The sequence below is a fragment of the Pseudorhodoplanes sp. genome (genome assembly GCF_050250235.1).
Lineage (GTDB): Bacteria > Pseudomonadota > Alphaproteobacteria > Rhizobiales > Xanthobacteraceae > Pseudorhodoplanes.
Window position 1 is genome coordinate 1 of sequence record NZ_JBFWPA010000091.1, and the last position, 25,952, is coordinate 25,952.

Below are 25,952 nucleotides of genomic sequence, written 5' to 3' on the forward strand. Positions count from 1 at the left end.
CCACCCTTTGTCAGGTTCGTGCGGCTTAAGGAGACGCAACCATGGCTCGTATGAAATTTCTTTGCGACGCCGACCGTTGCATCGAATGCAACGCTTGCGTCACCGCCTGCAAGAACGAACACGAGGTTCCCTGGGGCATCAACCGCCGGCGCGTCGTCACGCTCAATGACGGCAAGCCGGGCGAACGCTCGGTGTCGATGGCCTGCATGCATTGCACCGACGCGCCATGCGCGGCGGTGTGTCCGGTGAACTGCTTCTTCACCACGGGCGACGCCGTGGTCCTGCACTCGAAGGATCTGTGCATCGGCTGCGGCTATTGCTTCTACGCGTGCCCGTTCGGCGCGCCGCAATATCCGCGGGTGGGCAATTTCGGTTCGCGCGGCAAGATGGACAAGTGCACCTTCTGCGCCGGAGGACCGGACAACGATTATACCGTCGCCGAGTACCAGAAATACGGCTCCAACCGCCTGGCCGAGGGCAAGCTGCCACTCTGCGCGGAGATGTGCTCGACCAAGTCGCTGCTGGCCGGCGACGGCGACGTCATCGCCCAGATCTACAAGGAGCGCGTAACCCGCCGCGGTTACGGCTCCGGCGCCTGGGGATGGAGGACCGCCTACAAGGAAACGATCGCGTCCTGACGCGTGTGACGGGCCGGCGCGGGATTTCGTGCCGGCCTCGATCCCAACAACGATACCAAGAAGTGAGGAGATGGGGATGTCGACGCTCACACGGACGTTTCATTCTGCCTTGGGTGCATTGGCGCTGCTGTGCGTCGTCTTGCTGGCCAATCCGGCATCTGCCCAGGTGCGCAATCCCGACGGCTCGGTGAACCCGACCGCCAGTGCCGTGCAGGAGCAGCAGCTTCTGAACACCCTGCGGAGCGGCGGCAGCATCGATGGCCGGGTTTCGATTCCGAACCAGAGCGCCGGCGTGCTGATTCAGCCGGCCGGTCAGGACTGGCGTCATTTCCATGAAGTGACGCTGCGCTGGATCGGCGGCATCGCCATTGTCGGCATGCTGATCCTGCTGATCGCGTTCTACCTGATCCGCGGCATGGTGCGGCTGAAGAGCGGGCGCTCCGGGCGTACGATCCTGCGCTTCAACGGGTTCGAGCGCTTCGTGCACTGGATGACCGCGACCTGCTTCATCATTCTCGCGATCACCGGTCTGAACATCACCTTCGGACGGCCGCTGCTGATGCCGCTGATGTCTGCGGAGGCGTTCACGACCTGGTCGGAGGCCGCAAAATACGCACATAATTTCGTGAGCTTCCCCTTCACCATCGGTGTCGTGCTGATCTTCCTGATGTGGATCAGCGGGAACATCCCCAACCGTACGGACGTGCAGTGGGTGAAGCGCGGCGGCGGCATCGTCGGCGACGATCATCCGCCCGCATGGCGCTTCAATGCCGGTCAGAAGATGATCTACTGGATCGTCGTTCTCGGCGGAGCCGCCTCGGCGATTACCGGCTACCTGCTGATGTTCCCGTTCTATGGCGATCTGACGGTTTCGGGCATGCAGACCGCCCAGATGGTGCACAGCATCGTTGCGGTGCTGTTCGTCGCTGCCATGCTCGCACACATCTATATCGGTACCATCGGCATGGAAGGCGCCTTCGAGGCAATGGGCAGCGGCGACGTCGATGTGAACTGGGCGCGCGAGCACCACAGTCTGTGGCTCGACGAGGAGCTCAAGCGCGACCAGAAGGCAGCGCCGACGGGTGCGAGGGCGACCCCGGCCGAATAAGCTCCGAAGGGCTTCAGGATCGAAGCGCCCGGTGGTACCCCCGCCGGGCGCTTTGCTGTATGAGAGCGGCCATGCGCATTATCGGCCTCGCCGGCTGGAGCGGTTCCGGCAAGACAACCCTCCTCACCAAGCTCATTCCGTGCCTGATCGCACGCGGACAGCGCATCTCCACGCTGAAGCATGCGCACCACCATTTCGATGTCGACCGCCCGGGCAAGGACTCGTTTGAGCATCGTTCGGCCGGAGCGACCGAGGTGCTGGTCGTGTCGGGCAGCCGCTGGGCGCTGATGCACGAATTGCGCGGGGCGCCCGAGCCGGCGCTGCCGGTGCTGCTCGCGAAACTGTCCGACGTCGATCTCGTGCTGGTTGAGGGCTTCAAACGCGAAAGCTTTCCGAAGCTCGAAATTTACCGTGCCGATAACGGCAAGCCGCTGCTGCATCCGGATGATAGCTGGATCGTCGCGGTTGCCTCCGATACGGCGCTGCCGGCCGCGAGCCTGCCGGTTGTCGACCTGAACGACATCGAGCGGATCGCCGACGTTCTGCTTGAACAGGCCATGCCGGTCGAGCGGCTGAGGGAACGCGCGGACGCGGTCTGATGGCGCAGCTTACCGATGATTGCTTCGCGTTTTCCGGCCCGCTGCTGCCGGTGGATGATCTCGAAACGATCATCCGGGAGCGCATCATGCCGGTTGTGGAAATCGAGACGGTGGGGCTAGCGCTTGCACGAGGCCGGACCCTCGTGGGCAATGTTGAAGCTCCGATCGATCTGCCGCCGTTCGACAATTCTGCGGTCGATGGTTATGCGGTGCGGCATGCAGACCTGTCGGCGCAATCCGACACCGCCCTCGTCATAGCGGATCGCATCACCGCGGGCCGCGCGGCGGCGCATCCGATCGCGCGCGGAGCGGCGATCCGGATATTTACCGGAGCGCCGATGCCGGATGGTGCGGACACGGTCTTCATGCAGGAGGACGTGCGAACCGAAGGCGATAGCGTGAGCGTTCCGCCGGGGCTGAAGCGCGGATCGAACCGCCGCCTCGCCGGCGAGGATATCCGTGCGGGCTCCATCGCGCTGCCGGCGGGACGGGTGTTGTCGATCGCCGATGTTGCGCTTGCGTCCGCGCTCGGTCTGACGGCTTTGCCGGTGCGCCGCCGCATCCGCGTTGCGCTGTTTTCTACCGGTGACGAACTCACCGAACCCGGCCATCCGCTCGCGCGCGCCTCACTTTACGACGCGAATCGAACTCTGCTTGCAGGATTGATTGCATCGCTCGGTGCGACCGTCACCGATCTCGGCATTCTGCCGGACGATCCCGCACGGCTCGCGCCGGCTCTGAGAGACGCGGCGGACGGCCACGATCTCGTGCTCACCTCCGGCGGCGTATCGACCGGTGAGGCCGATCATGTGCGCGATGCGGTTGAAGCGATCGGCAGTCTGGTATTCTGGCGGGTGGCAATCAAGCCGGGGCGCCCGGTGGCGATGGGTGTAATTCCGAGTGTCTCGGCGGACACCAGCGCCGCCTTTGTCGGCCTTCCGGGCAATCCCGTGGCCGCCTTCGTGACCTTTGTGCGGGTGGTGCGTCCGCTGATCATGCGGTTGTCGGGTGCGATCACGCCGCCGCTTGTGCCGCTGCCGGTCCGTGCGGCTTTCGGCTATCGCAAGAAGGGCGGCCGGCGCGAATATGTGCGGGTCGCTTTGCGCCGCGCGGAGGACGGTGTGGTCGAGGCCGTGAAGCACAGACAGGAAGGCGCCGGCGTCCTGACCTCGCTCACCGAAACCGACGGCCTCGTCGAGTTGCCTGAAAATGTCACGACCGTCGAGCCAGGCTCGACCGTCGGGTTTATGTCCTACGCGTCACTAGGCGCTTAGACGCGCGCGCCGCTCGATGTAAAGGCTACGGATGACGGCTCCTGGAAGCGCTCCAGCACGTAAAAGCCTCCGACCGCCAGAATGACGACGGCTACGCATGCCAACAAAAAGCTCTTCATGGACCCGACCTCCCCGACAATAGTCTAGAGCTATTGTAATACTAAGGTGCCGTGTAATCTTCAAGCGGACTGAACGTCACGCTGCTGCATCGCAATATCGTCGGCGAGCGCCCGGTCTTCCGGTGTGTTGACATTGAAGAAGGGATCAACCGGCCGATCGGGCCATTCCGCAATGGCGATGCCGTGCCGCCGCGTCCAGACCTCGATCTTGTGCAGGTCCTCGTCCACCAGCGCGCGGCGTAGGTCGGCGCGCAATGCCACCGGCCACAATCCGGCGACCGGGTGTCGCCAGTCTCCCGACTTGGCACAGGCCAGCGGCGTGCCGGCAGCCCGGCGTGCCGCATGCAGCCTTTCGACCAGATCGGCAGGCAAGAACGGGCAATCGCCCGGCACGCTGACCGCCCATGCGATCTCCGGCCGATGAATGGCGGCCCAGTCGAGGCCTGCGAGAATGCCGGCGAGCGGACCGGCAAAGTCGGGAATGTCATCAGGTACGATCGGCAGGCCGAAGCGCGCGAAACGCGATGGATCGCCGTTGGCGTTCAGGATGATGCCCACGCATTGCGGCGTGACGGTTTCGAGTACGCGATCGAGGATCGTCCGGCCGCCGATTTCGATCAGCGCCTTGTCACCGCCGCCCATGCGGCGAGCCAGTCCGCCGGCGAGGATGAGGCCGAGGGTGGGTTGAGTCACAGACGGCGCCACGAGTCACCTCCCCCTCGCAACCCGGGCAGGCCCGGGTTGCGAGGGGGGAGGGGGCGCACCGCGTGCGCTGCGAGGTGTGGACTCAGTCATCATGCATCGCAGCCTTGCGCCGGTGCCTGGCGCTCTCATCCTCGACATAGGACAGGTCCTGATCGAAAACGATGCGATCGAGGCCTGCGAGCGCGGTGAAGCGCTTGCCGCGCGCGCGTCCGATCAGCGTGAGATTGGCCTTGCGCGCCAGTTCGACACCCCAGGCGGTGAAGCCCGAGCGCGACACCAGAATAGGGATTCCCATGCGCACCGTCTTGATCACCATTTCGGAGGTCAGGCGGCCGGTGGTGTAGAAAATCTTGTCATGCGTGGGCACCTTCTGCTGGAACATCCAGCCCGCGATCTTGTCGACGGCGTTATGGCGACCGACATCCTCCATATAGACCAACGGCTTGTCTTCGTGCGCCAGCACGCAGCCATGGATCGCGCCGGCCTCCAAGTAGAGCGAGGGCGTGGTATTGATCTTGTGTGTCAGCGCATATAGCCATGATGTACGCAGCGGCGTCGCAGGCAGCGTGACGCCTTCGAGCGCTTCCATGAGATCGCCGAAGATCGTGCCCTGTGCGCAGCCGGACGTCTGAACCCGCTTCTTCAGCTTTTCCTCGTAGTTGGTTTCGCGCTCGGTTCGCACCACGACGACAGAAAGCTCGTCGTCATGGTCAACGCCGGTCACCACATCGTCCGGCTGCAGCATGTTCTGATTGAGCAGATAGCCGATCGCGAGATAATCGGGGTGGTCGCTGATTGTCATCGCGGTCACGATCTCCTGCGCGTTCAGGAAGATCGTGAGCGGGCGCTCGACCGTCACCACCGTCTCGATTTCCGCGCCGGTCTGGTCGACGCCGCGCACGCGCTCGGTCAACCGCGGATCGTGCGGATCCGGCCGAAGAAGATATTCGTCATCGGGCATCGTCATCCGAACGGCAGCTTGAAGCCGGCCGGAAGCGGCAGGCCGCCGGTCAGCGCTTGCATCTTCTCGGCCATGACACCTTCGAGCTTCTTGCGGGCATCGGCATGCGCGGTGACCAGCAGGTCCTCGACGATCTCCTTCTCATCCGGCTTCAGGAGGGAATCATCGATCCTGACGCCTTTCAGATCGCCCTTGCCGGACAGCGTCACCTTGACGACTCCACCGCCCGAAGCGCCCTCGACCTCAATCGATTCAAGTTCGGCCTGCATCGACTGCATCTTGGATTGCAGCTCGGCCGCCTTCTTCATCATGCCCATGAAATCGGCCATGCTCTACCTTTCGCTATCGCTGTCATCACCGTCCGGGAAATCCGGAAACACTTCGGTTTCCGCCCCCGGTGTTTCGACCTCGCGCGGTCGTACCGCCACAATCTCGGCGCCGGGAAACCGTTCCAGCACTGCCTGCACCAGGGGGTCGCCGCGCACGCCGCGCTTCAGCTCGGCCTCTCGGGCCTCGAATTGCGCCTTCAGGGTCGGCTGGCCGGGTTCGCGCGAGAGTGCGACGGCCCATGGGCGGCCGGTCCACGCCTTCAGCTTCGCAGGCAATTCGTTGACGATGGATTGGGCGGCGCCGGGCTCAAGCGCGATTTCGAGCTGGCCATCTTCGCAGCGCACCAGCCGCACGTCGCGCTCCAGCGCCGTCTTGACCCGAAGGTCGCGCTTGTCTGCTGCGAGTTGCACCAATTCCTCGAAGCTGCCAATGGTCACGACCTCGGCAACCGGCGCGTCAACAGGACGCGGCACCGCGACCAATGCCGGTGCTGCCATGGACCGCGGCGCATTGCGCGGGACTTCGTTGCGAGACGGGGCAGCGGCCGGCGCGGCGTTCTGGGGCGTGCCGAATGACATCGTGGTGCCGCCATTGCCGCGGGGCGCCGGGATCGCTGTGGCCTCGATGCCGGAGCCCTTCGCCAGCGAGCGGATCGCCTCGTCCGGCGTCGGCAGGTCGGCGGCATAGGCAATGCGCACCAGCAACATCTCCGCCGCAGCCACCGGGCGGGACGCCTGCTGAACCTCGGTGAGACCTTTCAGCAGCATCTGCCAGGTTCGCGACAGGATGCGCATCGAAAGCTGTGTCGCGAACGACCGGCCCCGCACGCGCTCGGATTCGCTCAGCGACAGATCGTCAGCCACCGACGGGACAAGCTTTATCCGGGTAACAAAATGCGTAAACTCGGCAAGGTCGGACAGGACGATCGCAGGGTCGGCGCCGGAATCGTACTGGTCGCGCAATTCCTTCAGCGCGCCGGTGATATCGCCCTTCAGCAGCATCTCGAACAGATCGACGACGCGCGCGCGGTCGGACAGTCCGAGCATCTGCCGCACGTCTTCGGCGCGCACTTCGCCTGCGGCATGCGAGATCGCCTGATCGAGCAGTGACAGCGAGTCGCGCACCGACCCTTCGGCCGCGCGCGCGATCAGTGCCAGAGCCTCGGTCTCGGCCCTGACGCTCTCGTTCTCGGCGATGCCGGCCAGATGTCGGACCAGAAGATCGCCGTCCACGCGCCGAAGATCGAACCGCTGACACCGGGAAAGCACCGTGATCGGCACTTTTCTGATCTCGGTGGTCGCGAAGATGAACTTCGCATGGGGCGGCGGTTCTTCCAGCGTCTTCAGCAGCGCGTTGAACGCGGCCGTCGAAAGCATATGTACTTCGTCGAGGATGTAGACCTTGTAGCGCGCGCTCACCGGTGCATAGCGCACCGCGTCGTTGATCTGGCGAACGTCGTCCACGCCATTATGCGAGGCCGCGTCCATCTCGTGGACATCGATATGGCGGCTTTCGATGATGGCCTGGCAATGCTCGCCCATCACCGGCATGTCGATGGTCGGGCCTTCGATCGAACCATCCGGCAACTGATAGTTCAGCGCGCGCGCCAGAATGCGCGCGGTCGTGGTCTTGCCCACCCCGCGGACCCCGGTGAGTATCCATGCCTGCGGAATGCGACCGGTCTCGAAGGCATTCGAGATCGTGCGCACCATCGCGTTCTGACCGATCAGGTCGGTGAAGGTGGATGGTCGGTAGCGGCGCGCCAGCACGCGATAGCCGCCTGCGCCTTGCGGCGCAGCCTGGACCGGCGTCTGCGTGCTGGTATCGCTCATCGCGCTTCCGGGTTTCGCGGCGCCGGCTCACTCCCGGACGCCTGCATTTCGCGGCGAAAAAGGGTGGGAGGCTGACAAGCGACCCGAACCGGAGCTCGTTAGGGCTGCTTCCTTCCGGACCTGACCCGGTTGGCGAGTGGCTCGCCCACCGCCAACCTCCCATAGGTTATATCGGGCCTTGGCGCCCCGAAAGCAAGCAAAAGGGCGGCTGAGATGATAACCTGAGTTTTGTCGCAATACCTTGGACAAGCACATGAATTCGGTCGCATGGTCACTCCACCCGCAATTGGCCAAGGACACCGTGGAACTGGGCGACCTCGTCCTGTCACGGGTGCTGGTCATCAAGGACGCCAATTATCCCTGGCTGTTGGTGGTTCCGCGGCGGCCGGGCATCGTGGAAATCATCGACCTTGACGAAATCGAGCAGGCGCAGCTCATGGTGGAAATCGTCCGCGTCGCCCGCGCGCTGAAAGCGGTGACCCAATGCGATAAGCTGAATATCGCGGCGCTCGGCAATGCGGTGCCGCAACTGCATGTTCATGTGATCGCCCGGCGCAAGACCGACAAGGCCTGGCCGAAACCGGTCTGGGGGGTCGCAGAACCGCTCGACCATGATTTTGCCGAGCTCGACCGCTTCATGCACGCGATGAAGAAGAAACTCTGGGTGTCCTGATCATGCAGAAGGCAATGAGCTTCGGACCATGGCCGGCGCTTGGCTATGTCGACAGCTTGCTCGACCGTGCGGCGGCACGACGATTTGATCCCGCGTTCCTCGATGAATGCGGTATCAGCGCGGGCTCCGGCTTCTACCTGATCGGCGGCGAGATGATCGTACTGAAACGGGCGGGCGATGCCTTCGATCCGATGTTTCTGCCCGATGAGCTAGCGACGTTCACGGCCGGACCGGAGCGCCTGTTTCTGGGGCTGCAGCAGCAGACTGGCCGCTTCGGCATGTCGCTTGCTCAGGATGTCATCGATGCGTTGAAGACGGACGAGCGATTTCATATCGTCGATCTGCGTTCGATTGCGGTGCAGGGCCTTGTCGCACCGGAGCATCTGCCGCCGCTTGCCGAAGCCAAAGCGCTGCTGCATTGGCATGCGCGACACCGGTTCTGCAGCAATTGCGGCCAGCCCACGAATGTGGTGGAGGGTGGCTGGCGGCGCGATTGTGCGAATTGCGGGGCGCAGCATTTTCCGCGCACCGATCCCGTAGCAATCATGCTCGCTGTGCGCGGCGATTATTGCCTGATGGGTCGGCAATCGCGTTTTGCGCCGGGGATGTGGTCATGTCTCGCGGGCTTTGTCGAACCGGGCGAAAGCCTCGAAGAGGCGGCGAGGCGCGAGACGCTCGAAGAAGCTGGAATTCGCTGCGGCCGGGTGCGCTATTTCGCCTCGCAGCCTTGGCCGTTTCCTTCATCGCTGATGATCGGCTGCCACGCCGAAGCGATTTCGAACGAAATCGTGGTCGACCGCGACGAACTGGAAGATGCACGCTGGTTCTCCCGCGACGAAACCGCCACCATGTTGATGCGCACGCATCCCCAGGGCTTTGGCACGCCGCCGCCGGTCGCGATCGCCCATCACATCATCCGTGCCTGGGTTGAGAACGGCGATGGCGTCTTCGCGTGACTCCGAGCAGGGCAAGCTGCTGGTTTGCGCGGGAATGGCCGTCATCGACCATGTGTACCGGGTCGATGCGTTTCCAAAGCCCGGGACCAAGACATCCGCAACCGATTTTCGACCCGTGCTTGGTGGATGTGCCGCCAATGCAGCAATCGCCATTCACAGGCTGGGCGGCCAGGCCCGCGTCGTAGCGCCGCTCGGGGGACCGCAGGAGCGTGACCCTGTCGGAGACAACATCCTCGCCAAGCTTGCGACCGAAGACATCGATGTATCCGCCGTGGTGCGGGTGAATGGCGTCAGCTCGGCGCTGTCCTCAATACTCATCGACAAGAGCGGTGAGCGGCTCATCGTCAGTTATCGGCACCCGGGACTCGAAACCGCGCGCCCTCACGATGCCAAACGCCTGGTTTCGGGGGTTGACGCCGTCTTGATCGACAATCGATTTCCGGAATTCGTATTGCCGGTCGCCCGCGCAGCCGCTGCGATTGGCGTGACGGTGGTGCTGGACGGCGACAAGCCGACCCGGCTGACTGACGAGTTGCTGCGAATCGCCACGCATATTGTGTTCTCGGCAGATGGCCTGCGCGCGACAGCAGGTACCGAGGAGCTCTCCACCGCGCTCACCGCAGCGGCGCAACGCACTGACGCGTTCGTAGCCGTCACCAACGGGCCGCACGACGTGATATGGATCGATGAGGGGACGCTGCGCCGTATGCCAGCATTCCAGGTCGATGCCGTGGACACGCTCGCTGCGGGCGACGTTTTCCACGGCGCCTTTGCACTCGCTCTGGCCGAAGGCCGGGCGGCCGCGGACGCCTTGCGGTTTGCGGCAGCGGCGGCCGCCATCAAATGCACGAGATTCGGGGGCGGAGCGGGAACCCCGACTCGCGCGGAGTTAGACCAATTCCTTGCCAGGGCCTCGCGCTAGGCCTTTCAAAGAGAACAATCTTCTATATATAGCCTCATCGAACGCTTCTCTGAGAATAATATTCCAGGTGCCGCATGGATGCGATTGACCGCAAGATACTTCTGACGCTGCAAGAGGATGCTTCGCTGTCTGTCGCCGAGATCGGCCAACGGGTGGGCCTTTCCTCAACGCCGTGCTGGAAGCGGATTCAGCGGCTCGAGGCCGATGGCGTGATCCAGAAGCGGGTCGCAATCGTTGATCAGGACAAGGTCGGCCTCGGGATCAGCGTCTTCGTTTCGGTCGAGACCGACGATCATTCCGAGGGCTGGCTTGGGCGTTTCGCGAGTGCGGTGAGCGCCATGCCCGAGGTGATGGAATTCTATCGGATGGCGGGCGACGTCGACTATATGCTGCGCGTGGTGGTCAAGGACATGCAGGCTTATGATGCATTCTACAAGAGACTGATCTCCGCATCGCCGCTGAAGAACGTCACCTCGCGCTTCGCGATGGAGAAGATCAAGTCGACAACGAGTCTGCCGATCCCGTAGCCGGGATTCGTGCTACGGTGTCGCTTTCGAATGATGACCTCAAATCTTCGTCACGGTCTCTGACAGGCGAGGTCGCATGAAAATCTGATCGGTCAAATTCATGTTCCCGGTCACGACATAGCCGATCGACGGCTGATAATTGTACGATGCTTCACCCCAGACCAGGGACGAGGACGGAACGTTCAGCGCGGCCGGAAGCGTCACGCTCGAACCGACCGCCCGGGCGGTGCCGTTCTTCGAACTGCTCCATTTGATCTTTGCATTTCCGTTGGAATCGATGTCCACGACGGATACCGTGATCTTCGCGCCGGAATCCGGATAGGGCGCCATGATCGCAGTCGCGGCCCCGAGCGCGGCATTGATGCCGGCTGTGTCGATGCTGGAGACCTGCGCGACAAGGTCGGCCACGGTGCGCGCCGTGAGCGTCACCTTGCGATCAATGCTGATACTCTGTGAAATCTCGACACCACCCAGATAAAGCGTCAGCATTAGCGGCAGAAGCATGGCGAATTCGACCGCCGAGACGCCGCGTTTGTCCTTTGTGAATTCCGAAAGACGACGGCTTACCAAGCGGGCAAGCATGTTTTCGATCCGGCTGAGCATGTTTCGTCTCATTGATAGGGCTCGTTCCGGAATGCCGCAGTCGCCATGATCAGTCTCTTGTTGCCGGACATGTCGGCGAGGTTCAGGCCGAGCAGCGAGACCCACACGGGCCATTCGTAAAGAAGCCGAACCACGACAATATCGCCAGGCGATCCAGGCTGAAACGACGGTGTGAACGTGACGTTGCCGTTACCGTCGATCGGCTTCGACATGTCGGCCGAGTTGAAGGCCGAGTAGGTGCGCACATCCACCTTGATGCCGGAGTTGCAGTCGAACAGGCCGAAGACCCGCTTGCAGACCTCCTGCTTGAACTGGGCCTGACTGATGCCGGCCTTCTGCGCCTGGCCCGTCATGATCAGTCGCGCGGAATCGGCCGCGGCGGTTTCCAGAACCTGACCGGCGAAAAAGATGATCGCGGTTTCCAGAATGGCGAACACAAGTGCCAGAAAGGGCGCTGCGACCATCGCAAATTCGACCGCGGCGGCGCCATCATTTCGTCGGGCAAAGCACCGCAGGATGCGCGGGAAGAATCGTCGCTTGACCGGCGACGGCACTTTTCTGTCGGCTTTAGACATGGCGACTACCCATCGGCCCGGCTTCGGCCGGGTGATGCGGTTCTAGCAAACAGGCGTTTGTGAAATGTTGCGCCTGATCCTTACAAAAACAGGGATTGCCTTAACCGATTGAAAACCATGCATATGGGCCACTAGCGCGGCGCCGACATCGACGTGGCCTGCGTGCTGCGGGTCGTGGTTTGTACCAGGTTCTGGTTGAAGAATTGCTGGAAATCCCCGGGTGTGATCATCGGCTCGCAGGTCGGCGCGCAGTTGTAGGTCTCGCGATTGACTCCCTTGTACATCACGACGGTGTTTTTCGGCCCGTCGACCTGGATTGTCTTTTCCAGAAGTGCGTTGCCCTTGCGGTCGAGCGCAATGAAGTTGGTCGCGCCATAGCCTTTGCCAGTGAGAACCGCCAAACCCCCGGGCTGAAGGGTTGCGTCGGCGATCAGCGGATTTCCGATCACGATCGTGGCTACGCGATCCGGCAGCTTGATCAGTTTGGCCTCGTCGAGGCTAACCTTCAGTCGGTCGCCACCCGGAAAGTCTTCTGCCTGGGCCGGTGCTGCCGCCAGCGCTGCTGCAACAGCGACCATCCGCGCAATACGACGAACAGAGCCGAATACGCCACAACGCGCTGCCATCATGTCACTCCGCACCCACGCAATCAGACAAAATCGGCGGGAACTCCCGCAGCTCCAATTCAGCGCAAATTGGTGAATCAATCGCCAACATGACGCAATTTGACTCGACCACGTGACGATATGACTCCTCGATATCGTTGAAATTGCAAGGTTTGCGCCGAGTACCGGACAGGCTCCGCATTTGGATCAAACTTTCCTTAACTGCGAACTCAGTTGAAATGATCCATCAATCGGTATCCGTCAGAACAAGGCGTGGTCCGCCGTCTCACCGTGACTGGCATTCGTTTCGGAACGCGCGTGGTCGAGCCTCTGGTTGGAGGCGTGCATGGCAACGATCCATCGCCAATTGTGCCGCGGAATCAAGGCAAATGGCAACTGCTCCAGGTCCTCGGCACAGGTGATGCGGCGCGGGCAGCGGGCGACCGAATGATGGAAGTTCATGCCTTTTCCACCGCCGCACTGCGCCTCATCGCTAACGCAATCTGAATCCGTGCATCGAAAGTCGGAGCATCGGTCTTACGGATTGTTCAATTGGCGATGCTAGCTTCGCATCACTGCCGGCCACACCGGTTGTCTGGTTCAAGTCTGGTTCAACGCTGTCTCAACGGAGCAATAAAATGGTGACCTTCAAGAAGTTCATTGGTGACGAGTCGGGTGCGACCGCCATCGAATACGGCCTGATCGCGGCGGGCATCGCCGTCGCCATCATCACTGTCGTGCAGGGCCTCGGCACGAAGTTGACCTCGACCTTCACGTCGGTCCAGGGCGCCCTTAAGTAATTGGTGGCCGCGTGCAAAGCCGCGTCCTCGGGCTGGTCCCGCGGGCGCGGCTTCGTTTTTTTAACTCGCCCGCGGCGCTAACCGAACCGCAAGGCCCGATCGTTAGTTTCAAGGTCGAGTTTACGTTGCGAGTGCGGCTATGACCCTGATGATGACAGATGCCATCCGGCTGTTCCTGTTTCCCGCCCTCATGGCTTTCGCTGCGTTTAGCGATCTGTTTACGATGACGATCTCCAACCGCGTATCGCTTCTCCTCATCGCGGGGTTCTTCGTCATGGCGCTCTTGATCGGAATGAATGGCGCCGATCTTCTCGCGCATATGGGCGCTGGCGCCGCAGTTCTGGCGGTCACCTTCACGTTGTTTGCCTGCGGCTGGATTGGTGGCGGCGACGCCAAGCTCGCGGCCGCCACCGCGCTGTGGCTTGGATTCGATCCGCTCATGACCTATCTGGTTTATGCCTCATTGTTCGGTGGGGTGTTGACCCTTGCAATCATCCGCTATCGGCTGATGCCCCTGCCTGCCTTCCTGGCGGGACACGACTGGGCGATTCGACTGCATCGGGCGGATGCCGGGGTGCCCTATGGCATCGCATTGGCGGCTGCCGCGCTCTCGGTCTACCCACAAACGGTCTGGATGCGCCCGTTGGGGCTCGGCTGACGGCTCGCAACAAAAAATTAACGCGATTTGCAAACCGCTCATTAACCACGAATTGACCTTTGGGTGGTGAAACTCCCCCTCACGGCCATGTCCGGGCCGACTGCGTCATTTGTGGAAAGTGAAGCGTATGAAAGCCGCCCGTCTTGTTGTGCTCGGGATTGCGGTCGCCGCCGGCGGCCTTGCCGCGCTGTTGGCTGGCAGGTCCGGCGAGCCACCGGCGCCGCCGGCACCGGTGACACAGATCGAGACGGTCGATGTGCTGGTCGCGAATGCCGACATCGCCCAGGGAACGACGGTTAAGCCGGATGAGCTGCGCTGGCAGATGTGGCCGGCCGCATCCGCCGGCCCGAATTTCATTCGCAAGAGCGACCGGCCGGATGCCATCGAGCAGATCAGCGGCTCGATCGTGCGGGGAGGAACCTTTTTTGCCGGCGAACCAATTCAGGAATCCCGGCTGGTGAAGGCGAATTCTGCGGGCTATCTCTCGGCCATCCTGCCCGCGGGCATGCGTGCGGTCGCCACCGAGATCAGCGCCGAGACCAGCGCGGGCGGCTTCGTGGTTCCCGGCGACTATGTCGACGTAATTCTGGCGCGCCGTGATCGTGAAGCGGAGAAGCGGAACGGGGTCGAGACCTATACCAGCGAAACCATCATTACCAATGCGCGGGTTCTGGCCGTCGATCAGACCGTCGAAGACAAGAATGGACAAAAGGTCGTCATCGGCAAGACCGTGACGCTCGAACTCACACCGCGCCAGGTCGAAACGCTGGCGCTCGGAAAGCACGTCGGCACATTGTCGCTGGCGCTGCGTAGCGTCGTCGATACGTCAAAAAGCACCAATGACACCGACGACGATCCGGCCTCGCAACGTAGCGGCGTGAACATGGTGCGCTTCGGCGTATCCACCACTGCCGCATCGAAATAGGACTGAGAAGGGACCGCTTGATGGCGAACCAGATGACGATCCGGACGCTGCTGATGGCGGCTTCTGTGGCCACGGCCGCAAGCGTGACCGCGCATGCTGCCGATCCCGATCTGGCCCGCACCCCGGTCATTTCGGTCGTCGGCAGCGAGGCAAGTTCCCGTCCGGTGACGCTCGGGGTCGGCAAGGCTGTAGTGATCGACCTGCCGCGCGACACCAAGGATGTACTGGTGGCGGATCCGACGATCACCAATGCGGTCATTCGCAATCCACGCCGTGCCTACATCATCGGCATCAAGACCGGCCAGAGCAGCGTCTTCTTCTTCGACGCGCAGGGCCGCCAGATTGCGGGTTTCGATATCGCCGTGAAGCGCGATCTGAACGGCATCCGCGAGGCTATCCGCCAGGTCCTCCCGCACGCGGATATCCGCGTCGAGGGTATGGGCGCGGACGGGGTGATCCTGTCCGGACATGTCAATACTCCGGCCGATGCGCAGACTGCCTTCGAGATCGCCGACCGGCTTGTCGGTCCGGGCACGGCGGTCAACGTTGCGCAGGGATCGAGAGTGGTAAACGCGATCGTCATCCGCGGCCGCGATCAGGTCAATCTGCGCGTCACGGTGGCTGAAGTGCAACGCGACGTGATCAAGCAGCTCGGCATCAACCTGAATGGAAGTTTCGGCGGCGGTTCGTCTGTGGTGAATTTCAACACCCAGAACCCGTTCTCGGCATACGGGCAGCAACTGGGGGCGAACACCATCACCGGCAATTTTCGGAACCTGACTGCGACGCTCAACGCCATGGACCGCGCTGGCGTCATCCGGACGCTTGCCGAGCCGAACCTCACCGCCATCTCCGGCGAGACCGCAACTTTCGTGGCTGGTGGGGAATTCCCGATCCCGAACGGACTTTCCTGCGACACCACGCGCAATCCTCCGATCTGCCAGCAGCAGATCGACTTCAAGAAATTCGGCGTCAGCCTGTCCTTCACACCGGTCGTGCTCAGCGAAGGTCGCATCAGCCTGCGCGTCGCGACGGAGGTCTCCGATCTCTCGACCGAAAACGCGATCACGCTGACGCAACCCGGCTCTCCACCGTTGACGATCCCGTCGATCCGCGCCCGCCGGGCCGAGACCGTGGTCGAGATTCCGTCCGGCGGCGCACTTGCGCTCGCGGGCATGATCCGGGAGCAGACCAAGCAGGCAATCAACGGCCTGCCGGGCCTGATGCAACTTCCGATTCTCGGCGCATTGTTCAAGAGCCGCGACTATCTGAACAGCCAGACCGAGATGATGATCCTGGTCACGCCCTACATCGTGCGTGCGGTCGCACAAAAGGACCTGTCGCGTCCCGACGACGGATATGCCGACACCTCGGACCCATCGAGCTTCTTCCTCGGGCGGCTGAACAAGATCTATGGGATCGCTGGCAAAGTGGATCCAAACCTGATGTATCGCGGAAAATATGGCTTCATCCTGGACTGAGGCCGGACGAGGAGACGACCGTATGTTGCAGTGTTTCACGTTCGGCAGACGCGCCCCACGCGCCGCGCTCCGTATTCTGAGCGTGGTGGCGGCCGCGGCGGCGTTGTCCGGTTGCTACGTGGTGAAGAACCCGTATGTGCCTGGCACCACCGTGGAGTACCCAAATGACTACCGAAAGCGCCATAAGATCGCGTTGCGGGACGGCTCCCACACGATGGAAGTCTTCATCGGCCAGAGCCGGGGCTCTCTGACCCCGACGCAGCGCGCGGAGGTCTTGTCGTTCGCGAAGGTCTGGAAGGACGAGGCGACCGGTGGGGTCGTCATCGACGTTCCGACCGGCACGCCGAACCAGGTCGCGGCCTCACAGGCCCTGCGCGAAATCAATTCGATTTTTGCCGCCTCGGGTGTGCCGATGCAGAGCGTAGCGGTGCGCAACTACACGCCGGAAAATCCGCAGAAATTTCCCACGCTCCGCCTCAAATACTCGAAGATCATTGCGGACGCCGGGCCTTGCGGGCTGTGGCCGCAGGACCTCGGTCCCTCATTCGATCCCTTCTATAACGAGAACCGCAATTACTGGAACATGGGCTGCGCCAACCAGCGCAATCTCGCCGCCATGGTCGTAAACCCCGCGGACCTCGTTCAGCCTCGCGGCGAAAGCGATATCTGGACTTCGCGACGCACCACCGTGCTCGAAAAATATCGCACGGGGCAGCCGACTGCCACTGTCTATCCCAACCCGACCAAGGGCTACCTGAGCGACATCGGCCAATGATGAGAAGCCCCATTCAGAACGCGGTTGAGGACTCGGCTGACGACCTGCCGGCGCGCGACGAGCATATCGCTCCTGCGCCGCGCATTTCGATACAAGCCTTCTGCGAATCGGTGGAAACCGCGGCGGCGGTGCAATCCGCCGGCGAAGACCGCCGCCTGGCGAAGGCGCATCTGAAAATCCAGATGGGCGGGATGACCGCGGCCGGGGAGGCCTATCGTTCGGCGCCGACCCCGAACGTGATCATCCTGGAGTTCGAGTCGCGGCCAGAAACCGTCTTGGCCGGTCTGGATTCGCTCGCCGAACTCTGCGATCCGGGAACGCGGGTGATCGTGATCGGACGACACAACGATGTATCGCTGTACCGCGAAGTGGTCCGACGCGGCGTCAGCGATTATCTTATCGCTCCTGTGAATACGCTCGATATCGTGCGCTCGGTTTGTGGTCTGTATTCCGCACCGGACGCCAAGCCCGTTGGTCGCATCCTGGCGGTTATCGGAGCCAAGGGCGGTGTCGGTGCCTCGACCATCGCGCACAACGTGGCGTGGTCGATCGCCCGCGATCTTTCACTCGACTCGGTCGTGACCGACCTCGACCTCGCTTTCGGAACGGCAGGACTCGACTACAATCAGGATCCGCCGCAGGGAATTGCGGATGCCGTCTTTTCGCCGGATCGCATCGACACCAATTTCGTCGATCGACTGCTGTCGAAGTGCTCGGAGAACCTGAGTCTCCTGGCCGCGCCGGCAACGCTCGATCGCGTTTATGATTTCGGTGCGGATGCGTTCGACGCGATATTCGATTCGCTACGCGCCACCGTGCCCTGTATCGTGCTCGACCTGCCGCATCAATGGACCGGCTGGACCCAGCGGACGCTGCTCGCGGCAGACGACATCCTGATCGTCGCCGCGCCCGATCTTGCCAATCTGCGCAACGCAAAGAATCTCGTCGACTCTCTGAAGGCCGCGCGAGTCAACGATCACCGGCCATTCTATGCGCTGAACCAGGTCGGAATTCCGAAACGTCCGGAGATCAAGCCGTCCGACTTCGCCAAGGCACTCGATGACCAGCCTGCCGCCATCATCCCGTTCGAGCCGCAGCTGTTCGGTACTGCGGCGAATAACGGTCAGATGATTGCAGAAGTGGCAGGCAGTCACAAGACGGCGGAAACGTTCAGGCATCTGGCGCAGCTTCTGACCGGGCGGTCCGAGGCGAAAAGGTCGAAGTCGGGCCTGCTCGGGCCGATCATGCAAAAGTTGCGCAAGAAGGTGTAAGTCAGCGTGGAGTCTGTAAGTCGTGTTTGGGAAGCGTAACGCACCGGGGTCGGCTCCGAGTACTCCCGCCGGGGGAACCGTGACAATGGCGCCACCGCCACCACCGGCGCCGAAGCCGTCCGCGCCAAAGCCCGCTGCGCCACCTGCCCCGGCGGCGGGCTCCAATGACGGTCGCGCTCCGCTTCCTGCTGCGGGACTTGGTGCCCAACTCCTGTCAGCTCCGACGACACCGCAAAAAACCGCCCCGTTGCTCGCGACCGACAGTCGGCGCTCGGACAGCTATTACGAGGTCAAGGGTACGATCTTCGGCGCGCTGATCGAGGCCATCGACCTTGCGCAACTGGCTCGCCTCGACGCCGACGCGGCGCGGGAGGAAATTCGAGATATCGTCAACGAAATCATCGCCATCAAGAATGTGGTGATGTCGATTTCCGAGCAGGAGGAACTGCTCGACGATATCTGCAACGACGTCCTCGGCTACGGGCCGCTTGAGCCGCTGCTGGCGCGTGACGACATCGCCGATATCATGGTGAATGGCTCCGGCACAGTCTATATCGAAGTGGCCGGCAAGATTCACAAGACCGGCATTCGGTTTCGCGACAACCAGCAGCTCCTGAATATCTGTCAGCGGATCGTCAGCCAGGTCGGCCGTCGCGTCGACGAGTCCTCACCGATCTGCGATGCGCGCCTGCCGGACGGCTCGCGTGTCAATGCGATCGTGCCGCCGCTTGCAATCGACGGGCCGGCGCTCACCATCCGAAAATTCAAGAAGGACAAGCTGCGGCTCGACAATCTCGTCAAGTTCGGATCAATCACGCCGGAAGGTGCCGAGCTCCTGAAGATCATCGGCCGCTGCCGTGTCAACACCATCGTTTCGGGTGGTACCGGTTCCGGCAAGACCACGCTGCTGAACTGTCTCACTCAGTTCATCGACGATGACGAGCGCATCATTACCTGTGAAGATGCCGCCGAACTTCAGCTTCAGCAGCCGCATGTGGTGCGTCTCGAGACGCGCCCCCCGAACCTCGAAGGCGAGGGGCAGGTCACCATGCGCGATCTTGTCAAGAACTGTCTGCGCATGCGTCCTGAACGCATCATCGTGGGCGAGGTACGCGGACCCGAGGCGTTCGACCTGTTGCAGGCGATGAACACAGGTCACGACGGCTCGATGGGTACATTGCACGCCAACTCACCGCGCGAGGCGCTGTCCCGTATCGAGTCGATGATCACCATGGGCGGGTTCTCGCTACCCTCCAAGACCATCCGGGAGATGCTGTGTTCCTCGATCGACGTCATCATCCAGGCCGCTCGTCTGCGCGATGGATCGCGCCGCATCACGCATGTGACCGAGGTGCTTGGCATGGAAGGCGACGTCATCATCACGCAGGATCTGTTCGTCTACGAAATGCTGGGTGAGGACGCTGGCGGCACTCTGGTTGGTCGCCACCGGTCTACCGGCATCGGCCGGCCGCGCTTCTGGGACCGTGCCCGTTATTACGGCGAGGAGAAACGGCTTGCCGCCGCGCTGGACGCCAGCGCGCAGGCGGAAGAGGCGTTGCTCTGATCATGCTCGATTTCAGCAACCAGCCCATGATCATGGCGATTCTGGCGACCGTTGCGGTCGGCGGTCTTGCCTGGGTGTTCCTGTACCCGCTGCTGTCCGGCGAGCGCAATGTGGAGCGGCGCGTCGCCAGCGCCGCACAGGCGCAGCCAGTGCAACGAGCGGTCCGCGGCAACCAGAAATCCAGGCGCGAGCAAGTTGAGGAATCTCTGAGAGACCTTGAGTTGCGGCAGCAGAAAAACAAGAAGCCGACGCTCGCTCAACGGATATCGCGGGCCGGACTGAACTGGTCATCGCGGCAATATTTTCTGATCTCGGCGGGCTTGGGGCTCGCTGCCTTCCTCACCGTGTTCGGTGCCGGACTTGGTCTCATGTCGGCGCTCGGGTTCGGATTCGCCGCCGCCTTCGGGCTGCCGTTCTGGATGCTGAACTTTCTGAAGAAGCGACGCGAAAACCGGTTTCTCGCAACCTTCCCTGACGCGGTGGACGTGATCGTGCGCGGGATCAAGGCCGGCTTGCCCCTGCTCGACAGTCTGAAAATGGTCGCAGCTGAAGGCCAGGAACCGGTGAAGAGCGAGTTCAAGGCCATCATCGAAACCCAGACCATCGGGCTTCCGCTCGGCGACGCCTGCGCGAAGCTCTATGAACGCATGCCGCTCCCGGAGGCGAACTTCTTCGGCATCGTCATCCTGATCCAGCAAAAGGCGGGCGGAAACCTGTCCGAAGCGCTTAGCAACCTCTCCAAGGTCTTGCGGGAGCGCAAGAAGATGAAGGCCAAGATCCAGGCCATGTCGATGGAGGCGAAAGCTTCCGCTGCCATCATCGGTTCGCTGCCGCCGGCCGTCATGGGCCTCGTCTGGATCACCAGCCCGACCTATATCGAGCTGCTGTGGACCCACCCGACGGGGCAGTTGATGCTGCTCGGCAGTGCGATGTGGATGTCCATGGGCGTCATGGTGATGAAGAAGATGATCAACTTCGACTTCTGAGAGCGCCATGACCCAGCTCATCATCGGTATCCTGCATGACACGAGGTTGCTCGCGATGATCCTCGCGGGGATCGCGGCGGTCGCGACCGTGTTCACGCTTGCAATGCCGCTGCTGGCTTCCGATCCGCTGCCGAGGCGGATGAAATCGGTTGCGCTCGAGCGCGAGAAGATTCGACAGCGCGAGCGTGAGCGGATGGCGCGGGGCGAGAAGGTCGCGTTGCGCCAGAGCCCGAAGCAGTTCATGCAGCGGGCTGTCGAGAGCTTCCAGCTCAACAAGTGGGTCGGTCAGGAAGAGGCGCGTGAGAAGCTGGTGCAGGCCGGCTATCGCGGACACGCTCCCTACGTGACCTACCTGTTTTTCCGCATGGTGATGCCGATCGCGGCTTTGCTGCTGTCGACCTTCTACGTGTTCTTCGTCCTGCAACTCGACAGACCGTTCACGATCAAGCTCGGTCTGTGTCTGTTCGCGGCCTATCTCGGAATGCATCTGCCGTGGCTGTTTCTGAAAAACAAGATACAGAAGCGGCAGTTGTCGATTCGTCGTGCGTTCCCTGACGCGCTCGACCTGCTCCTGATCTGCGTTGAATCGGGCATGTCGATCGAAGCAGCGTTCAAGAAGGTCGCCAACGAAATTGGTCAGCAGTCGATCCCGCTGGCCGAGGAGTTCACACTGACAACGGCGGAGTTGTCCTATCTACCGGATCGGCGCCAGGCTTATGACAATCTTGCCCGGCGCACGGACATTGACGGCGTGAAGTCGGTCTGCGTGGCCTTGCAGCAGGCCGAGCGGTACGGCACTCCGCTCGCTCACACGCTGCGCGTCCTGGCGCAGGAAAACCGCGACATGCGCATGGCCGAAGCCGAGAAGAAAGCGGCGGCCCTGCCGCCCAAGTTGACGGTGCCGATGATTCTGTTCTTTCTGCCGGTGTTGTTCATTGTCATTCTCGGCCCAGCCGCAATCCGCGTGATGGCGCTGCAATAGGTCGAGCGACGTTTCGACGCCCGGCGCGCTTCCATGCGGCCGTCCGGAGAAAATGGGCTAGGTCGCGAATGCGCGCTCGCGACTGCCGCATCGACGGTAGGAGAGTGCTACGAATTGTTTGCGGCTTGCCGCAGCATCCGTTTGCCGTTTTGGCCCTTCTCGGCCGCCAGCATATGGCGCAGATAGTCGAGATTGGCCGCCGCTTCTTCGGGCGACAGATCGGCGCGGGCGATCTCCTCGGCTTCCTTGAAGCGGCCCTGCAGGCCGACCACCAGCGCAAGATTCTGGCGCACCTTCGGCTCGCGGCTGCTATAGGTGCTGGCGCGCCGCAGAGTATCCTCGGCCTTGTTCAGGTTCTTGGAAAGGGCGTAGGACAATCCGAGATTGGACATGACCGAAGGTTCGTCGGGGACGATGCGCAACGCGCTCATGTAATGGCGGCGTGCTTCCTCATGCCGGCCCATCTGATCGAGCACGGCGCCCTGCACGGACAGGATGCGCCAGTCGGGCTGGTCGGGGCTGTGGGCGCGTTTGAGGACGTCGAGCGCCTGCGCGAAGGCGCCGGTATCGGCGAGTGCGCGCCCATAGGCTCCGAGAACGACAGTGTTGCGCGGATTGTGAATGGAAGCTTGTTCCAGGACCGCGACAGCCTGCGTGCGCTGGCCGGTCGACCGCAATGCCTGTGCGAAACGGACGCCGGCCTCGGGATCACGGGGATTCTTCCGGTAGCGTTCGCCCCAGCTATCCGCCTCATGGCGCCAATCCACCTCGCCGCGTGGAGTGGATTGCGCCACAGAGCCGGTCGTGTTTGCGATCTGGGCGGTCTGGCAGCCGCCAAGCATCAGAGCGGAGAGGATGGCGGCACTTGCAAGCAGGCGGGTTCTTGACTGGTTACGGTACATGGCGCGCCTCGAACGGCGGGGGGAACATCTGCCGGGTCCTTCTCTGCAATAAAGCGTTAACCCTAACGACCGGTTAAGGGCCGCCGGTGCGCCGCACTTGGCGACAGGGTGCCGGAACCGATATGAAGACCCGATGCATCCCGCCTTTGTCGAAACCGCCCGCGATTCGGCCATTCCGATCTGGTTCGTGAGGAAGTCGAACTGGCCCGATATACGGGACGGTCTGGCCCCGCTCGCACGTGCCTTTGCCGAGGCGATGGCCTTCGAGCCGAAGCCCGGCCGCCATCTTGCCCTTCCCGGGCCAAACGGGGATATCGGCGGATTTCTGTTCGGGCTGGAAGACAGCGCGGAAAGCGCCAATCCGATGCTGCCGGGCAGCCTGCCTGCACTCCTGCCGCGAGGAGCCTACCGCTTCGCCAATGCCGCGCATGATCCGCGGCTTGCCGCGCTCGCCTTCGCGCTCGGGGGTTACCGGTTCACGAAATATCGCAGGCGCGATGACACGGTGGCTACGCTGGTACCGCCGGAGGGTGTCGACGCCGCCGATCTCTCGCGCATTGCGGACGGCGTGACGCTCGCGCGCGACCTGATCAACACGCCTTCAAACGACATGGGCCCGGCCGAACTGCACGAGGCCACGCGGCTCCTGGCCGAGCGTCACGATGCCTGGATCGAAGTGGTGACCGACAGTGAGTTGCTGCTGAAGAACTTTCCCCTCATCCATGCGGTTGGCCGAGCTTCGGCAAGGCCGCCCCGGCTGATCGATTTGCGCTGGGGCAATCCGCATCACCCGACCGTGACGGTGATCGGAAAGGGTGTCTGTTTCGACACCGGGGGGCTCGATCTCAAGCCGGAAAGCGCGATGCTTCTGATGAAGAAGGACATGGGAGGCGCCGCCGCGGCGCTCGCGCTTGCGCACATGGTCATGGACCGCAAGCTTCCGGTTGCGCTGCGGGTTCTGATCCCGGCGGTTGAGAATTCGGTGTCGGGCGGAGCCTTCCGGCCACTCGATGTCTATCCCTCCCGCAGGGGCCTCACGGTGGAGGTGGGAAACACTGACGCCGAGGGGCGGCTCATTCTCGCCGACGCGCTCGCCTATGCGGATGAGGCCGCACCCGATCTTCTGATCGACATCGGAACGCTGACAGGCGCAGCTCGCGTCGCGCTCGGACCGGAGCTCGTGCCTTTCTACACCGATAGCGACACGATCGCTGCATCGATGATGTGTCATGCGAGACGAGAACGCGATCCGCTCTGGCGCATGCCACTATGGGCTCCCTACGATTCCATGCTCGATTCGAAAGTCGCGGATACCAACAATGTTGGCGGAGCCTTTGCCGGCTCGATCACCTGCGCGCTGTTCCTGAAGAAATTCGTCTTGGATGCGAAAGCGTGGGTGCATTTCGATATTTACGGGTGGAATCCGTCCGGCAAGCCAGGCCGCCCGGAAGGCGGCGAGTGTCAGGCGGCGCGCGCGATCTATGCGCTTCTCTGCGAACGTTATGGCTGACCCGTGGTGAATTTCGATCCTCGCGTCACGCCCGCTCGTCCCGATCTCGCGGCCAGTCATTTGCAGGGCCAGGTGGATGCTGAACGCTTTGTCGATGCCAATATCTGCGAAGTGTTCGACCCACGGGCACCCGTGCGCCGCGCTCCGATCCCCGATGCGCCGCTCGAAACCGAGGCGCTGAAGGGCGAACGCGTCAGCGTTTACGAGACCACGAGTGAGGGCTGGTGCTGGGGCCAGCTCGCCTCGGACGGCTATGTTGGCTGGATCCCGGCGCAGGCGTTGACCACCGCCCTGACCGATCCCTCGATGAAAGTGCAGGCATTGAGCACCCTCGCTTTCCCGGCGCCCGACATCAAGGTGCCGCCGCTTGAAGCGCTGCCCTTCGGCGCCCAGGTCGCCGTGGAGCGGATCGAGGAGCCATTCGCGGTGACAGCGCATGGCTATATTCCGGCGCGTCATCTCGTCCCAATCGATCGGTTCGAAAACGACTACGTCGCCGTGGCGGAACGGTTTCTCGGTGCGCCTTACCTGTGGGGCGGAAAGACCCATCTCGGTCTGGACTGTTCCGGTCTCCTGCAAACCGCGGTAACTGCCTGCGGCATTGCGTGTCCTCGCGACAGCGACATGCAGGAAAATGCGCTCGGCGAGCCGGTGAGCGTGCTGGGTGCGTTGTCGATGCCGCAACGTGGAGACTTGATCTTCTGGCCCGGTCATGTCGCGCTGGTGCGCGACCGCAAGGCCATCATCCATGCCAATGCGCACCATATGGCGGTGGCGATCGAGCCGCTCGATCAGGCGATCGCGCGCATCAAGGCGGCGGGTTCGGAGGTCACATCGGTGCGCCGGGTCATCGTGCGCACGCAGTCAGGGGGGTAGCGGCTCAGCACACCGCCTTGCCACACCTGCGCACCGAATCGATCACGCGCTTGAGACTTTTTTGCCCGGGATGGCCCTGGATCGCCACATCGTGGATCAGGTAGGCCGGCGTCGCCTTGAGTGCGAGCGTGTCGGCGAAGCGGACATGCGCTTTCATGATGTCGGTGATGCCGTCGTCATTCGCGGCGTCGAGTATCTTCTGCAGGTCGAGCTGGAAGCCGGCGGCTGCATTCATGGCGCGCTGCCCGTCAATCACGCCGCGGCCGGCATAGAGCGCCCGGTGATATCGGTAGAAGTCGGCGGGAGGCAGAAATTTGGAAACCGCGATCTCGACTCGCCCTGCGAGGATCGACGGAATTCCGAGGACCGGGAATGGCACGAGTACAAGCCGCAACTTCTTGTCGGACTTCAGAAGCGCGTCGACATCGGCAGAGGCGCGCCGACAAAAGGGGCAGTTCAGGTCGTAAAACTCCACGAGCGTCACATCACCACCCGGATTGGCAGCGACCACCGCCCCAGGAAGCTTCTCCGCCGCAGCAACACGATCCGGCGCGATCTTGTGATTTGCGACCCGGCTGCCGTCCTCTCCGAGGATCGGCAATTCAGCGCGCAACCCCTGCGCATGCGAGGGCATGCACAATACCAGCGTGAGCGCGAGAACAAAAAGATTGCGAGTCATGATACTCCGGCGGCCGATGGTTTGCGTCAATGTTCTGGCGCAGCCACGCGGCAAACCGGAATCAAGATTGCGTTATATGGCCTCGAAGCGATGAATCACTCCAAGATCGGAAGAGC

The 25,952-nt window shown here is 62.5% G+C and carries 30 protein-coding genes and 1 other RNA gene; 20 read left to right on the forward strand and 11 right to left on the reverse strand.

Annotated features, from left to right (window positions below; genetic code table 11):
- The first annotated feature begins 41 nt into the window (after positions 1-41).
- The 4 genes from fdh3B to AB7F49_RS27750 all read left to right on the forward strand — a co-directional run bounded on the left by fdh3B (position 42) and on the right by AB7F49_RS27750 (position 3,619).
- Positions 42-638 carry a formate dehydrogenase FDH3 subunit beta gene (gene fdh3B / locus AB7F49_RS27735; protein WP_428528443.1) on the forward strand — a complete coding sequence of 199 codons (597 nt, stop codon included), beginning with the start codon at positions 42-44 and terminating at the stop codon, positions 636-638.
- A 76-nt stretch (positions 639-714) separates the two neighbouring features.
- The gene (locus AB7F49_RS27740; protein WP_428528445.1) at positions 715-1,746 is read left to right on the forward strand and encodes a formate dehydrogenase subunit gamma; all 1,032 of its coding nucleotides are present in this window, start codon (positions 715-717) and stop codon (positions 1,744-1,746) included.
- A 71-nt stretch (positions 1,747-1,817) separates the two neighbouring features.
- A complete protein-coding gene (gene mobB, locus AB7F49_RS27745; RefSeq protein WP_428528447.1) occupies positions 1,818-2,345 on the forward strand; it encodes a molybdopterin-guanine dinucleotide biosynthesis protein B in 528 nt (175 codons plus the stop codon).
- Positions 2,345-3,619: a molybdopterin molybdotransferase MoeA gene (locus AB7F49_RS27750; protein ID WP_428528449.1), complete on the forward strand. Its 1,275-nt coding sequence runs from the start codon at positions 2,345-2,347 to the stop codon at positions 3,617-3,619. The genes mobB and AB7F49_RS27750 overlap by 1 nt, the downstream gene beginning before the upstream one ends.
- Here AB7F49_RS27750 and AB7F49_RS27755 read toward each other — a convergent pair.
- The 6 genes from AB7F49_RS27755 to ffs form a co-directional block, all read right to left on the reverse strand.
- Positions 3,616-3,738: a hypothetical protein gene (locus AB7F49_RS27755; RefSeq protein WP_428528451.1), complete on the reverse strand. Its 123-nt coding sequence runs from the start codon at positions 3,736-3,738 to the stop codon at positions 3,616-3,618. The genes AB7F49_RS27750 and AB7F49_RS27755 overlap by 4 nt on opposite strands.
- Positions 3,739-3,798: 60 nt before the next feature.
- Positions 3,799-4,431, reverse strand: coding sequence for a molybdenum cofactor guanylyltransferase MobA (mobA, locus tag AB7F49_RS27760; RefSeq protein WP_428528453.1), 633 nt, complete (start codon positions 4,429-4,431; stop codon positions 3,799-3,801).
- 94 nt (positions 4,432-4,525) lie between these two features.
- Positions 4,526-5,404, reverse strand: coding sequence for a formate dehydrogenase accessory sulfurtransferase FdhD (locus AB7F49_RS27765; protein WP_428528455.1), 879 nt, complete (start codon positions 5,402-5,404; stop codon positions 4,526-4,528).
- Positions 5,405-5,406: 2 nt separating this feature from the next.
- Complete coding sequence (locus AB7F49_RS27770) at positions 5,407-5,733, reverse strand: YbaB/EbfC family nucleoid-associated protein (RefSeq protein WP_428528457.1); 327 nt, start codon at positions 5,731-5,733, stop codon at positions 5,407-5,409.
- Positions 5,734-5,736: 3 nt separating this feature from the next.
- Positions 5,737-7,566 carry a DNA polymerase III subunit gamma/tau gene (locus AB7F49_RS27775; protein ID WP_428528459.1) on the reverse strand — a complete coding sequence of 610 codons (1,830 nt, stop codon included), beginning with the start codon at positions 7,564-7,566 and terminating at the stop codon, positions 5,737-5,739.
- Positions 7,567-7,629: 63 nt separating this feature from the next.
- Positions 7,630-7,726: signal recognition particle sRNA small type (gene ffs / locus AB7F49_RS27780), an RNA gene on the reverse strand.
- 93 nt (positions 7,727-7,819) lie between these two features.
- Here ffs and AB7F49_RS27785 point away from each other — a divergent pair.
- The 4 genes from AB7F49_RS27785 (at position 7,820) to AB7F49_RS27800 (ending at position 10,644) form a co-directional block, all read left to right on the forward strand.
- Positions 7,820-8,239: an HIT family protein gene (locus AB7F49_RS27785; protein WP_428528461.1), complete on the forward strand. Its 420-nt coding sequence runs from the start codon at positions 7,820-7,822 to the stop codon at positions 8,237-8,239.
- A 14-nt stretch (positions 8,240-8,253) separates the two neighbouring features.
- Positions 8,254-9,195 (forward strand): NAD(+) diphosphatase, encoded by a 942-nt coding sequence (nudC, locus tag AB7F49_RS27790; protein WP_428528463.1) that lies wholly within the window; start codon positions 8,254-8,256, stop codon positions 9,193-9,195.
- Positions 9,179-10,117: a PfkB family carbohydrate kinase gene (locus AB7F49_RS27795; protein WP_428528465.1), complete on the forward strand. Its 939-nt coding sequence runs from the start codon at positions 9,179-9,181 to the stop codon at positions 10,115-10,117. The genes nudC and AB7F49_RS27795 overlap by 17 nt, the downstream gene beginning before the upstream one ends.
- 74 nt (positions 10,118-10,191) lie before the next feature.
- Complete coding sequence (locus tag AB7F49_RS27800) at positions 10,192-10,644, forward strand: Lrp/AsnC family transcriptional regulator (RefSeq protein WP_428528467.1); 453 nt, start codon at positions 10,192-10,194, stop codon at positions 10,642-10,644.
- A 39-nt stretch (positions 10,645-10,683) separates the two neighbouring features.
- Here AB7F49_RS27800 and AB7F49_RS27805 read toward each other — a convergent pair whose 3' ends face one another.
- The 3 genes from AB7F49_RS27805 to AB7F49_RS27815 form a co-directional block, all read right to left on the reverse strand.
- Entirely contained in the window at positions 10,684-11,226 is a 543-nt protein-coding gene (locus tag AB7F49_RS27805) for a TadE/TadG family type IV pilus assembly protein (RefSeq protein ID WP_428528469.1), read from the reverse strand.
- A gap of 29 nt (positions 11,227-11,255) precedes the next feature.
- A complete protein-coding gene (locus tag AB7F49_RS27810; protein ID WP_428528471.1) occupies positions 11,256-11,822 on the reverse strand; it encodes a TadE/TadG family type IV pilus assembly protein in 567 nt (188 codons plus the stop codon).
- Positions 11,823-11,953: 131 nt separating this feature from the next.
- Positions 11,954-12,448: a pilus assembly protein N-terminal domain-containing protein gene (locus tag AB7F49_RS27815; RefSeq protein WP_428528473.1), complete on the reverse strand. Its 495-nt coding sequence runs from the start codon at positions 12,446-12,448 to the stop codon at positions 11,954-11,956.
- A 252-nt stretch (positions 12,449-12,700) separates the two neighbouring features.
- Between AB7F49_RS27815 and AB7F49_RS27820 the strand changes: the two genes are divergently transcribed.
- The 10 genes from AB7F49_RS27820 (at position 12,701) to AB7F49_RS27865 (ending at position 21,869) form a co-directional block, all read left to right on the forward strand.
- Entirely contained in the window at positions 12,701-12,934 is a 234-nt protein-coding gene (locus tag AB7F49_RS27820; RefSeq protein WP_428528475.1) for a hypothetical protein, read from the forward strand.
- 131 nt (positions 12,935-13,065) lie between these two features.
- Positions 13,066-13,227 carry a Flp family type IVb pilin gene (locus tag AB7F49_RS27825; protein WP_325701604.1) on the forward strand — a complete coding sequence of 54 codons (162 nt, stop codon included), beginning with the start codon at positions 13,066-13,068 and terminating at the stop codon, positions 13,225-13,227.
- Positions 13,228-13,375: 148 nt separating this feature from the next.
- Entirely contained in the window at positions 13,376-13,885 is a 510-nt protein-coding gene (locus AB7F49_RS27830; RefSeq protein ID WP_428528497.1) for an A24 family peptidase, read from the forward strand.
- Between the two features lie 127 nt (positions 13,886-14,012).
- The gene (gene cpaB / locus AB7F49_RS27835) at positions 14,013-14,810 is read left to right on the forward strand and encodes a Flp pilus assembly protein CpaB (protein ID WP_428528477.1); all 798 of its coding nucleotides are present in this window, start codon (positions 14,013-14,015) and stop codon (positions 14,808-14,810) included.
- A gap of 20 nt (positions 14,811-14,830) precedes the next feature.
- On the forward strand, positions 14,831-16,291 hold the full coding sequence (locus AB7F49_RS27840) for a type II and III secretion system protein family protein (RefSeq protein ID WP_428528479.1): 1,461 nt from the start codon (positions 14,831-14,833) through the stop codon (positions 16,289-16,291).
- Positions 16,292-16,313: 22 nt separating this feature from the next.
- On the forward strand, positions 16,314-17,066 hold the full coding sequence (locus tag AB7F49_RS27845; protein ID WP_428528481.1) for a CpaD family pilus assembly protein: 753 nt from the start codon (positions 16,314-16,316) through the stop codon (positions 17,064-17,066).
- On the forward strand, positions 17,066-18,337 hold the full coding sequence (locus AB7F49_RS27850) for an AAA family ATPase (RefSeq protein ID WP_428528499.1): 1,272 nt from the start codon (positions 17,066-17,068) through the stop codon (positions 18,335-18,337). Before AB7F49_RS27845 ends, AB7F49_RS27850 begins: the two co-directional genes overlap by 1 nt.
- 85 nt (positions 18,338-18,422) lie before the next feature.
- Positions 18,423-19,901: a CpaF family protein gene (locus AB7F49_RS27855; RefSeq protein ID WP_428528483.1), complete on the forward strand. Its 1,479-nt coding sequence runs from the start codon at positions 18,423-18,425 to the stop codon at positions 19,899-19,901.
- A 2-nt stretch (positions 19,902-19,903) separates the two neighbouring features.
- On the forward strand, positions 19,904-20,887 hold the full coding sequence (locus AB7F49_RS27860; RefSeq protein WP_428528485.1) for a type II secretion system F family protein: 984 nt from the start codon (positions 19,904-19,906) through the stop codon (positions 20,885-20,887).
- Positions 20,888-20,894: 7 nt separating this feature from the next.
- A complete protein-coding gene (locus tag AB7F49_RS27865; RefSeq protein ID WP_428528487.1) occupies positions 20,895-21,869 on the forward strand; it encodes a type II secretion system F family protein in 975 nt (324 codons plus the stop codon).
- A 107-nt stretch (positions 21,870-21,976) separates the two neighbouring features.
- Here AB7F49_RS27865 and AB7F49_RS27870 read toward each other — a convergent pair whose 3' ends face one another.
- On the reverse strand, positions 21,977-22,771 hold the full coding sequence (locus AB7F49_RS27870; protein WP_428528489.1) for a tetratricopeptide repeat protein: 795 nt from the start codon (positions 22,769-22,771) through the stop codon (positions 21,977-21,979).
- A 133-nt stretch (positions 22,772-22,904) separates the two neighbouring features.
- Here AB7F49_RS27870 and AB7F49_RS27875 point away from each other — a divergent pair, with 133 nt between their 5' ends.
- Positions 22,905-24,281 carry a leucyl aminopeptidase family protein gene (locus AB7F49_RS27875; protein WP_428528491.1) on the forward strand — a complete coding sequence of 459 codons (1,377 nt, stop codon included), beginning with the start codon at positions 22,905-22,907 and terminating at the stop codon, positions 24,279-24,281.
- Positions 24,282-24,287: 6 nt separating this feature from the next.
- Positions 24,288-25,157 (forward strand): C40 family peptidase, encoded by an 870-nt coding sequence (locus tag AB7F49_RS27880; protein ID WP_428528493.1) that lies wholly within the window; start codon positions 24,288-24,290, stop codon positions 25,155-25,157.
- A 4-nt stretch (positions 25,158-25,161) separates the two neighbouring features.
- Here AB7F49_RS27880 and AB7F49_RS27885 read toward each other — a convergent pair whose 3' ends face one another.
- Positions 25,162-25,836, reverse strand: coding sequence for a thioredoxin domain-containing protein (locus AB7F49_RS27885; RefSeq protein ID WP_428528495.1), 675 nt, complete (start codon positions 25,834-25,836; stop codon positions 25,162-25,164).
- Between the last annotated feature and the right edge of the window lie 116 nt (positions 25,837-25,952).

What these genes read in the sequence shown, in the direction of transcription:
- AB7F49_RS27770 (WP_428528457.1), bottom strand. Translation starts at nt 5,733, where the DNA reads ATGGCCGATTTCATGGGCATGATGAAGAAGGCGGCCGAGCTGCAATCC.
- AB7F49_RS27875 (WP_428528491.1), top strand. Translation starts at nt 22,905, where the DNA reads ATGCATCCCGCCTTTGTCGAAACCGCCCGCGATTCGGCCATTCCGATC.
- AB7F49_RS27840 (WP_428528479.1), top strand. Translation starts at nt 14,831, where the DNA reads ATGGCGAACCAGATGACGATCCGGACGCTGCTGATGGCGGCTTCTGTG.
- AB7F49_RS27755 (WP_428528451.1), bottom strand. Translation starts at nt 3,738, where the DNA reads ATGAAGAGCTTTTTGTTGGCATGCGTAGCCGTCGTCATTCTGGCGGTC.
- AB7F49_RS27845 (WP_428528481.1), top strand. Translation starts at nt 16,314, where the DNA reads ATGTTGCAGTGTTTCACGTTCGGCAGACGCGCCCCACGCGCCGCGCTC.
- cpaB (WP_428528477.1), top strand. Translation starts at nt 14,013, where the DNA reads ATGAAAGCCGCCCGTCTTGTTGTGCTCGGGATTGCGGTCGCCGCCGGC.
- AB7F49_RS27750 (WP_428528449.1), top strand. Translation starts at nt 2,345, where the DNA reads ATGGCGCAGCTTACCGATGATTGCTTCGCGTTTTCCGGCCCGCTGCTG.
- AB7F49_RS27830 (WP_428528497.1), top strand. Translation starts at nt 13,376, where the DNA reads ATGATGACAGATGCCATCCGGCTGTTCCTGTTTCCCGCCCTCATGGCT.
- AB7F49_RS27855 (WP_428528483.1), top strand. Translation starts at nt 18,423, where the DNA reads ATGGCGCCACCGCCACCACCGGCGCCGAAGCCGTCCGCGCCAAAGCCC.
- AB7F49_RS27865 (WP_428528487.1), top strand. Translation starts at nt 20,895, where the DNA reads ATGACCCAGCTCATCATCGGTATCCTGCATGACACGAGGTTGCTCGCG.
- AB7F49_RS27885 (WP_428528495.1), bottom strand. Translation starts at nt 25,836, where the DNA reads ATGACTCGCAATCTTTTTGTTCTCGCGCTCACGCTGGTATTGTGCATG.
- mobB (WP_428528447.1), top strand. Translation starts at nt 1,818, where the DNA reads ATGCGCATTATCGGCCTCGCCGGCTGGAGCGGTTCCGGCAAGACAACC.
- AB7F49_RS27860 (WP_428528485.1), top strand. Translation starts at nt 19,904, where the DNA reads ATGCTCGATTTCAGCAACCAGCCCATGATCATGGCGATTCTGGCGACC.
- AB7F49_RS27870 (WP_428528489.1), bottom strand. Translation starts at nt 22,771, where the DNA reads ATGTACCGTAACCAGTCAAGAACCCGCCTGCTTGCAAGTGCCGCCATC.
- AB7F49_RS27810 (WP_428528471.1), bottom strand. Translation starts at nt 11,822, where the DNA reads ATGTCTAAAGCCGACAGAAAAGTGCCGTCGCCGGTCAAGCGACGATTC.
- AB7F49_RS27765 (WP_428528455.1), bottom strand. Translation starts at nt 5,404, where the DNA reads ATGCCCGATGACGAATATCTTCTTCGGCCGGATCCGCACGATCCGCGG.
- AB7F49_RS27805 (WP_428528469.1), bottom strand. Translation starts at nt 11,226, where the DNA reads ATGCTTGCCCGCTTGGTAAGCCGTCGTCTTTCGGAATTCACAAAGGAC.
- AB7F49_RS27825 (WP_325701604.1), top strand. Translation starts at nt 13,066, where the DNA reads ATGGTGACCTTCAAGAAGTTCATTGGTGACGAGTCGGGTGCGACCGCC.
- AB7F49_RS27740 (WP_428528445.1), top strand. Translation starts at nt 715, where the DNA reads ATGTCGACGCTCACACGGACGTTTCATTCTGCCTTGGGTGCATTGGCG.
- fdh3B (WP_428528443.1), top strand. Translation starts at nt 42, where the DNA reads ATGGCTCGTATGAAATTTCTTTGCGACGCCGACCGTTGCATCGAATGC.
- AB7F49_RS27775 (WP_428528459.1), bottom strand. Translation starts at nt 7,566, where the DNA reads ATGAGCGATACCAGCACGCAGACGCCGGTCCAGGCTGCGCCGCAAGGC.
- nudC (WP_428528463.1), top strand. Translation starts at nt 8,254, where the DNA reads ATGAGCTTCGGACCATGGCCGGCGCTTGGCTATGTCGACAGCTTGCTC.
- AB7F49_RS27815 (WP_428528473.1), bottom strand. Translation starts at nt 12,448, where the DNA reads ATGGCAGCGCGTTGTGGCGTATTCGGCTCTGTTCGTCGTATTGCGCGG.
- AB7F49_RS27800 (WP_428528467.1), top strand. Translation starts at nt 10,192, where the DNA reads ATGGATGCGATTGACCGCAAGATACTTCTGACGCTGCAAGAGGATGCT.
- AB7F49_RS27850 (WP_428528499.1), top strand. Translation starts at nt 17,066, where the DNA reads ATGAGAAGCCCCATTCAGAACGCGGTTGAGGACTCGGCTGACGACCTG.
- AB7F49_RS27795 (WP_428528465.1), top strand. Translation starts at nt 9,179, where the DNA reads ATGGCGTCTTCGCGTGACTCCGAGCAGGGCAAGCTGCTGGTTTGCGCG.
- AB7F49_RS27785 (WP_428528461.1), top strand. Translation starts at nt 7,820, where the DNA reads ATGAATTCGGTCGCATGGTCACTCCACCCGCAATTGGCCAAGGACACC.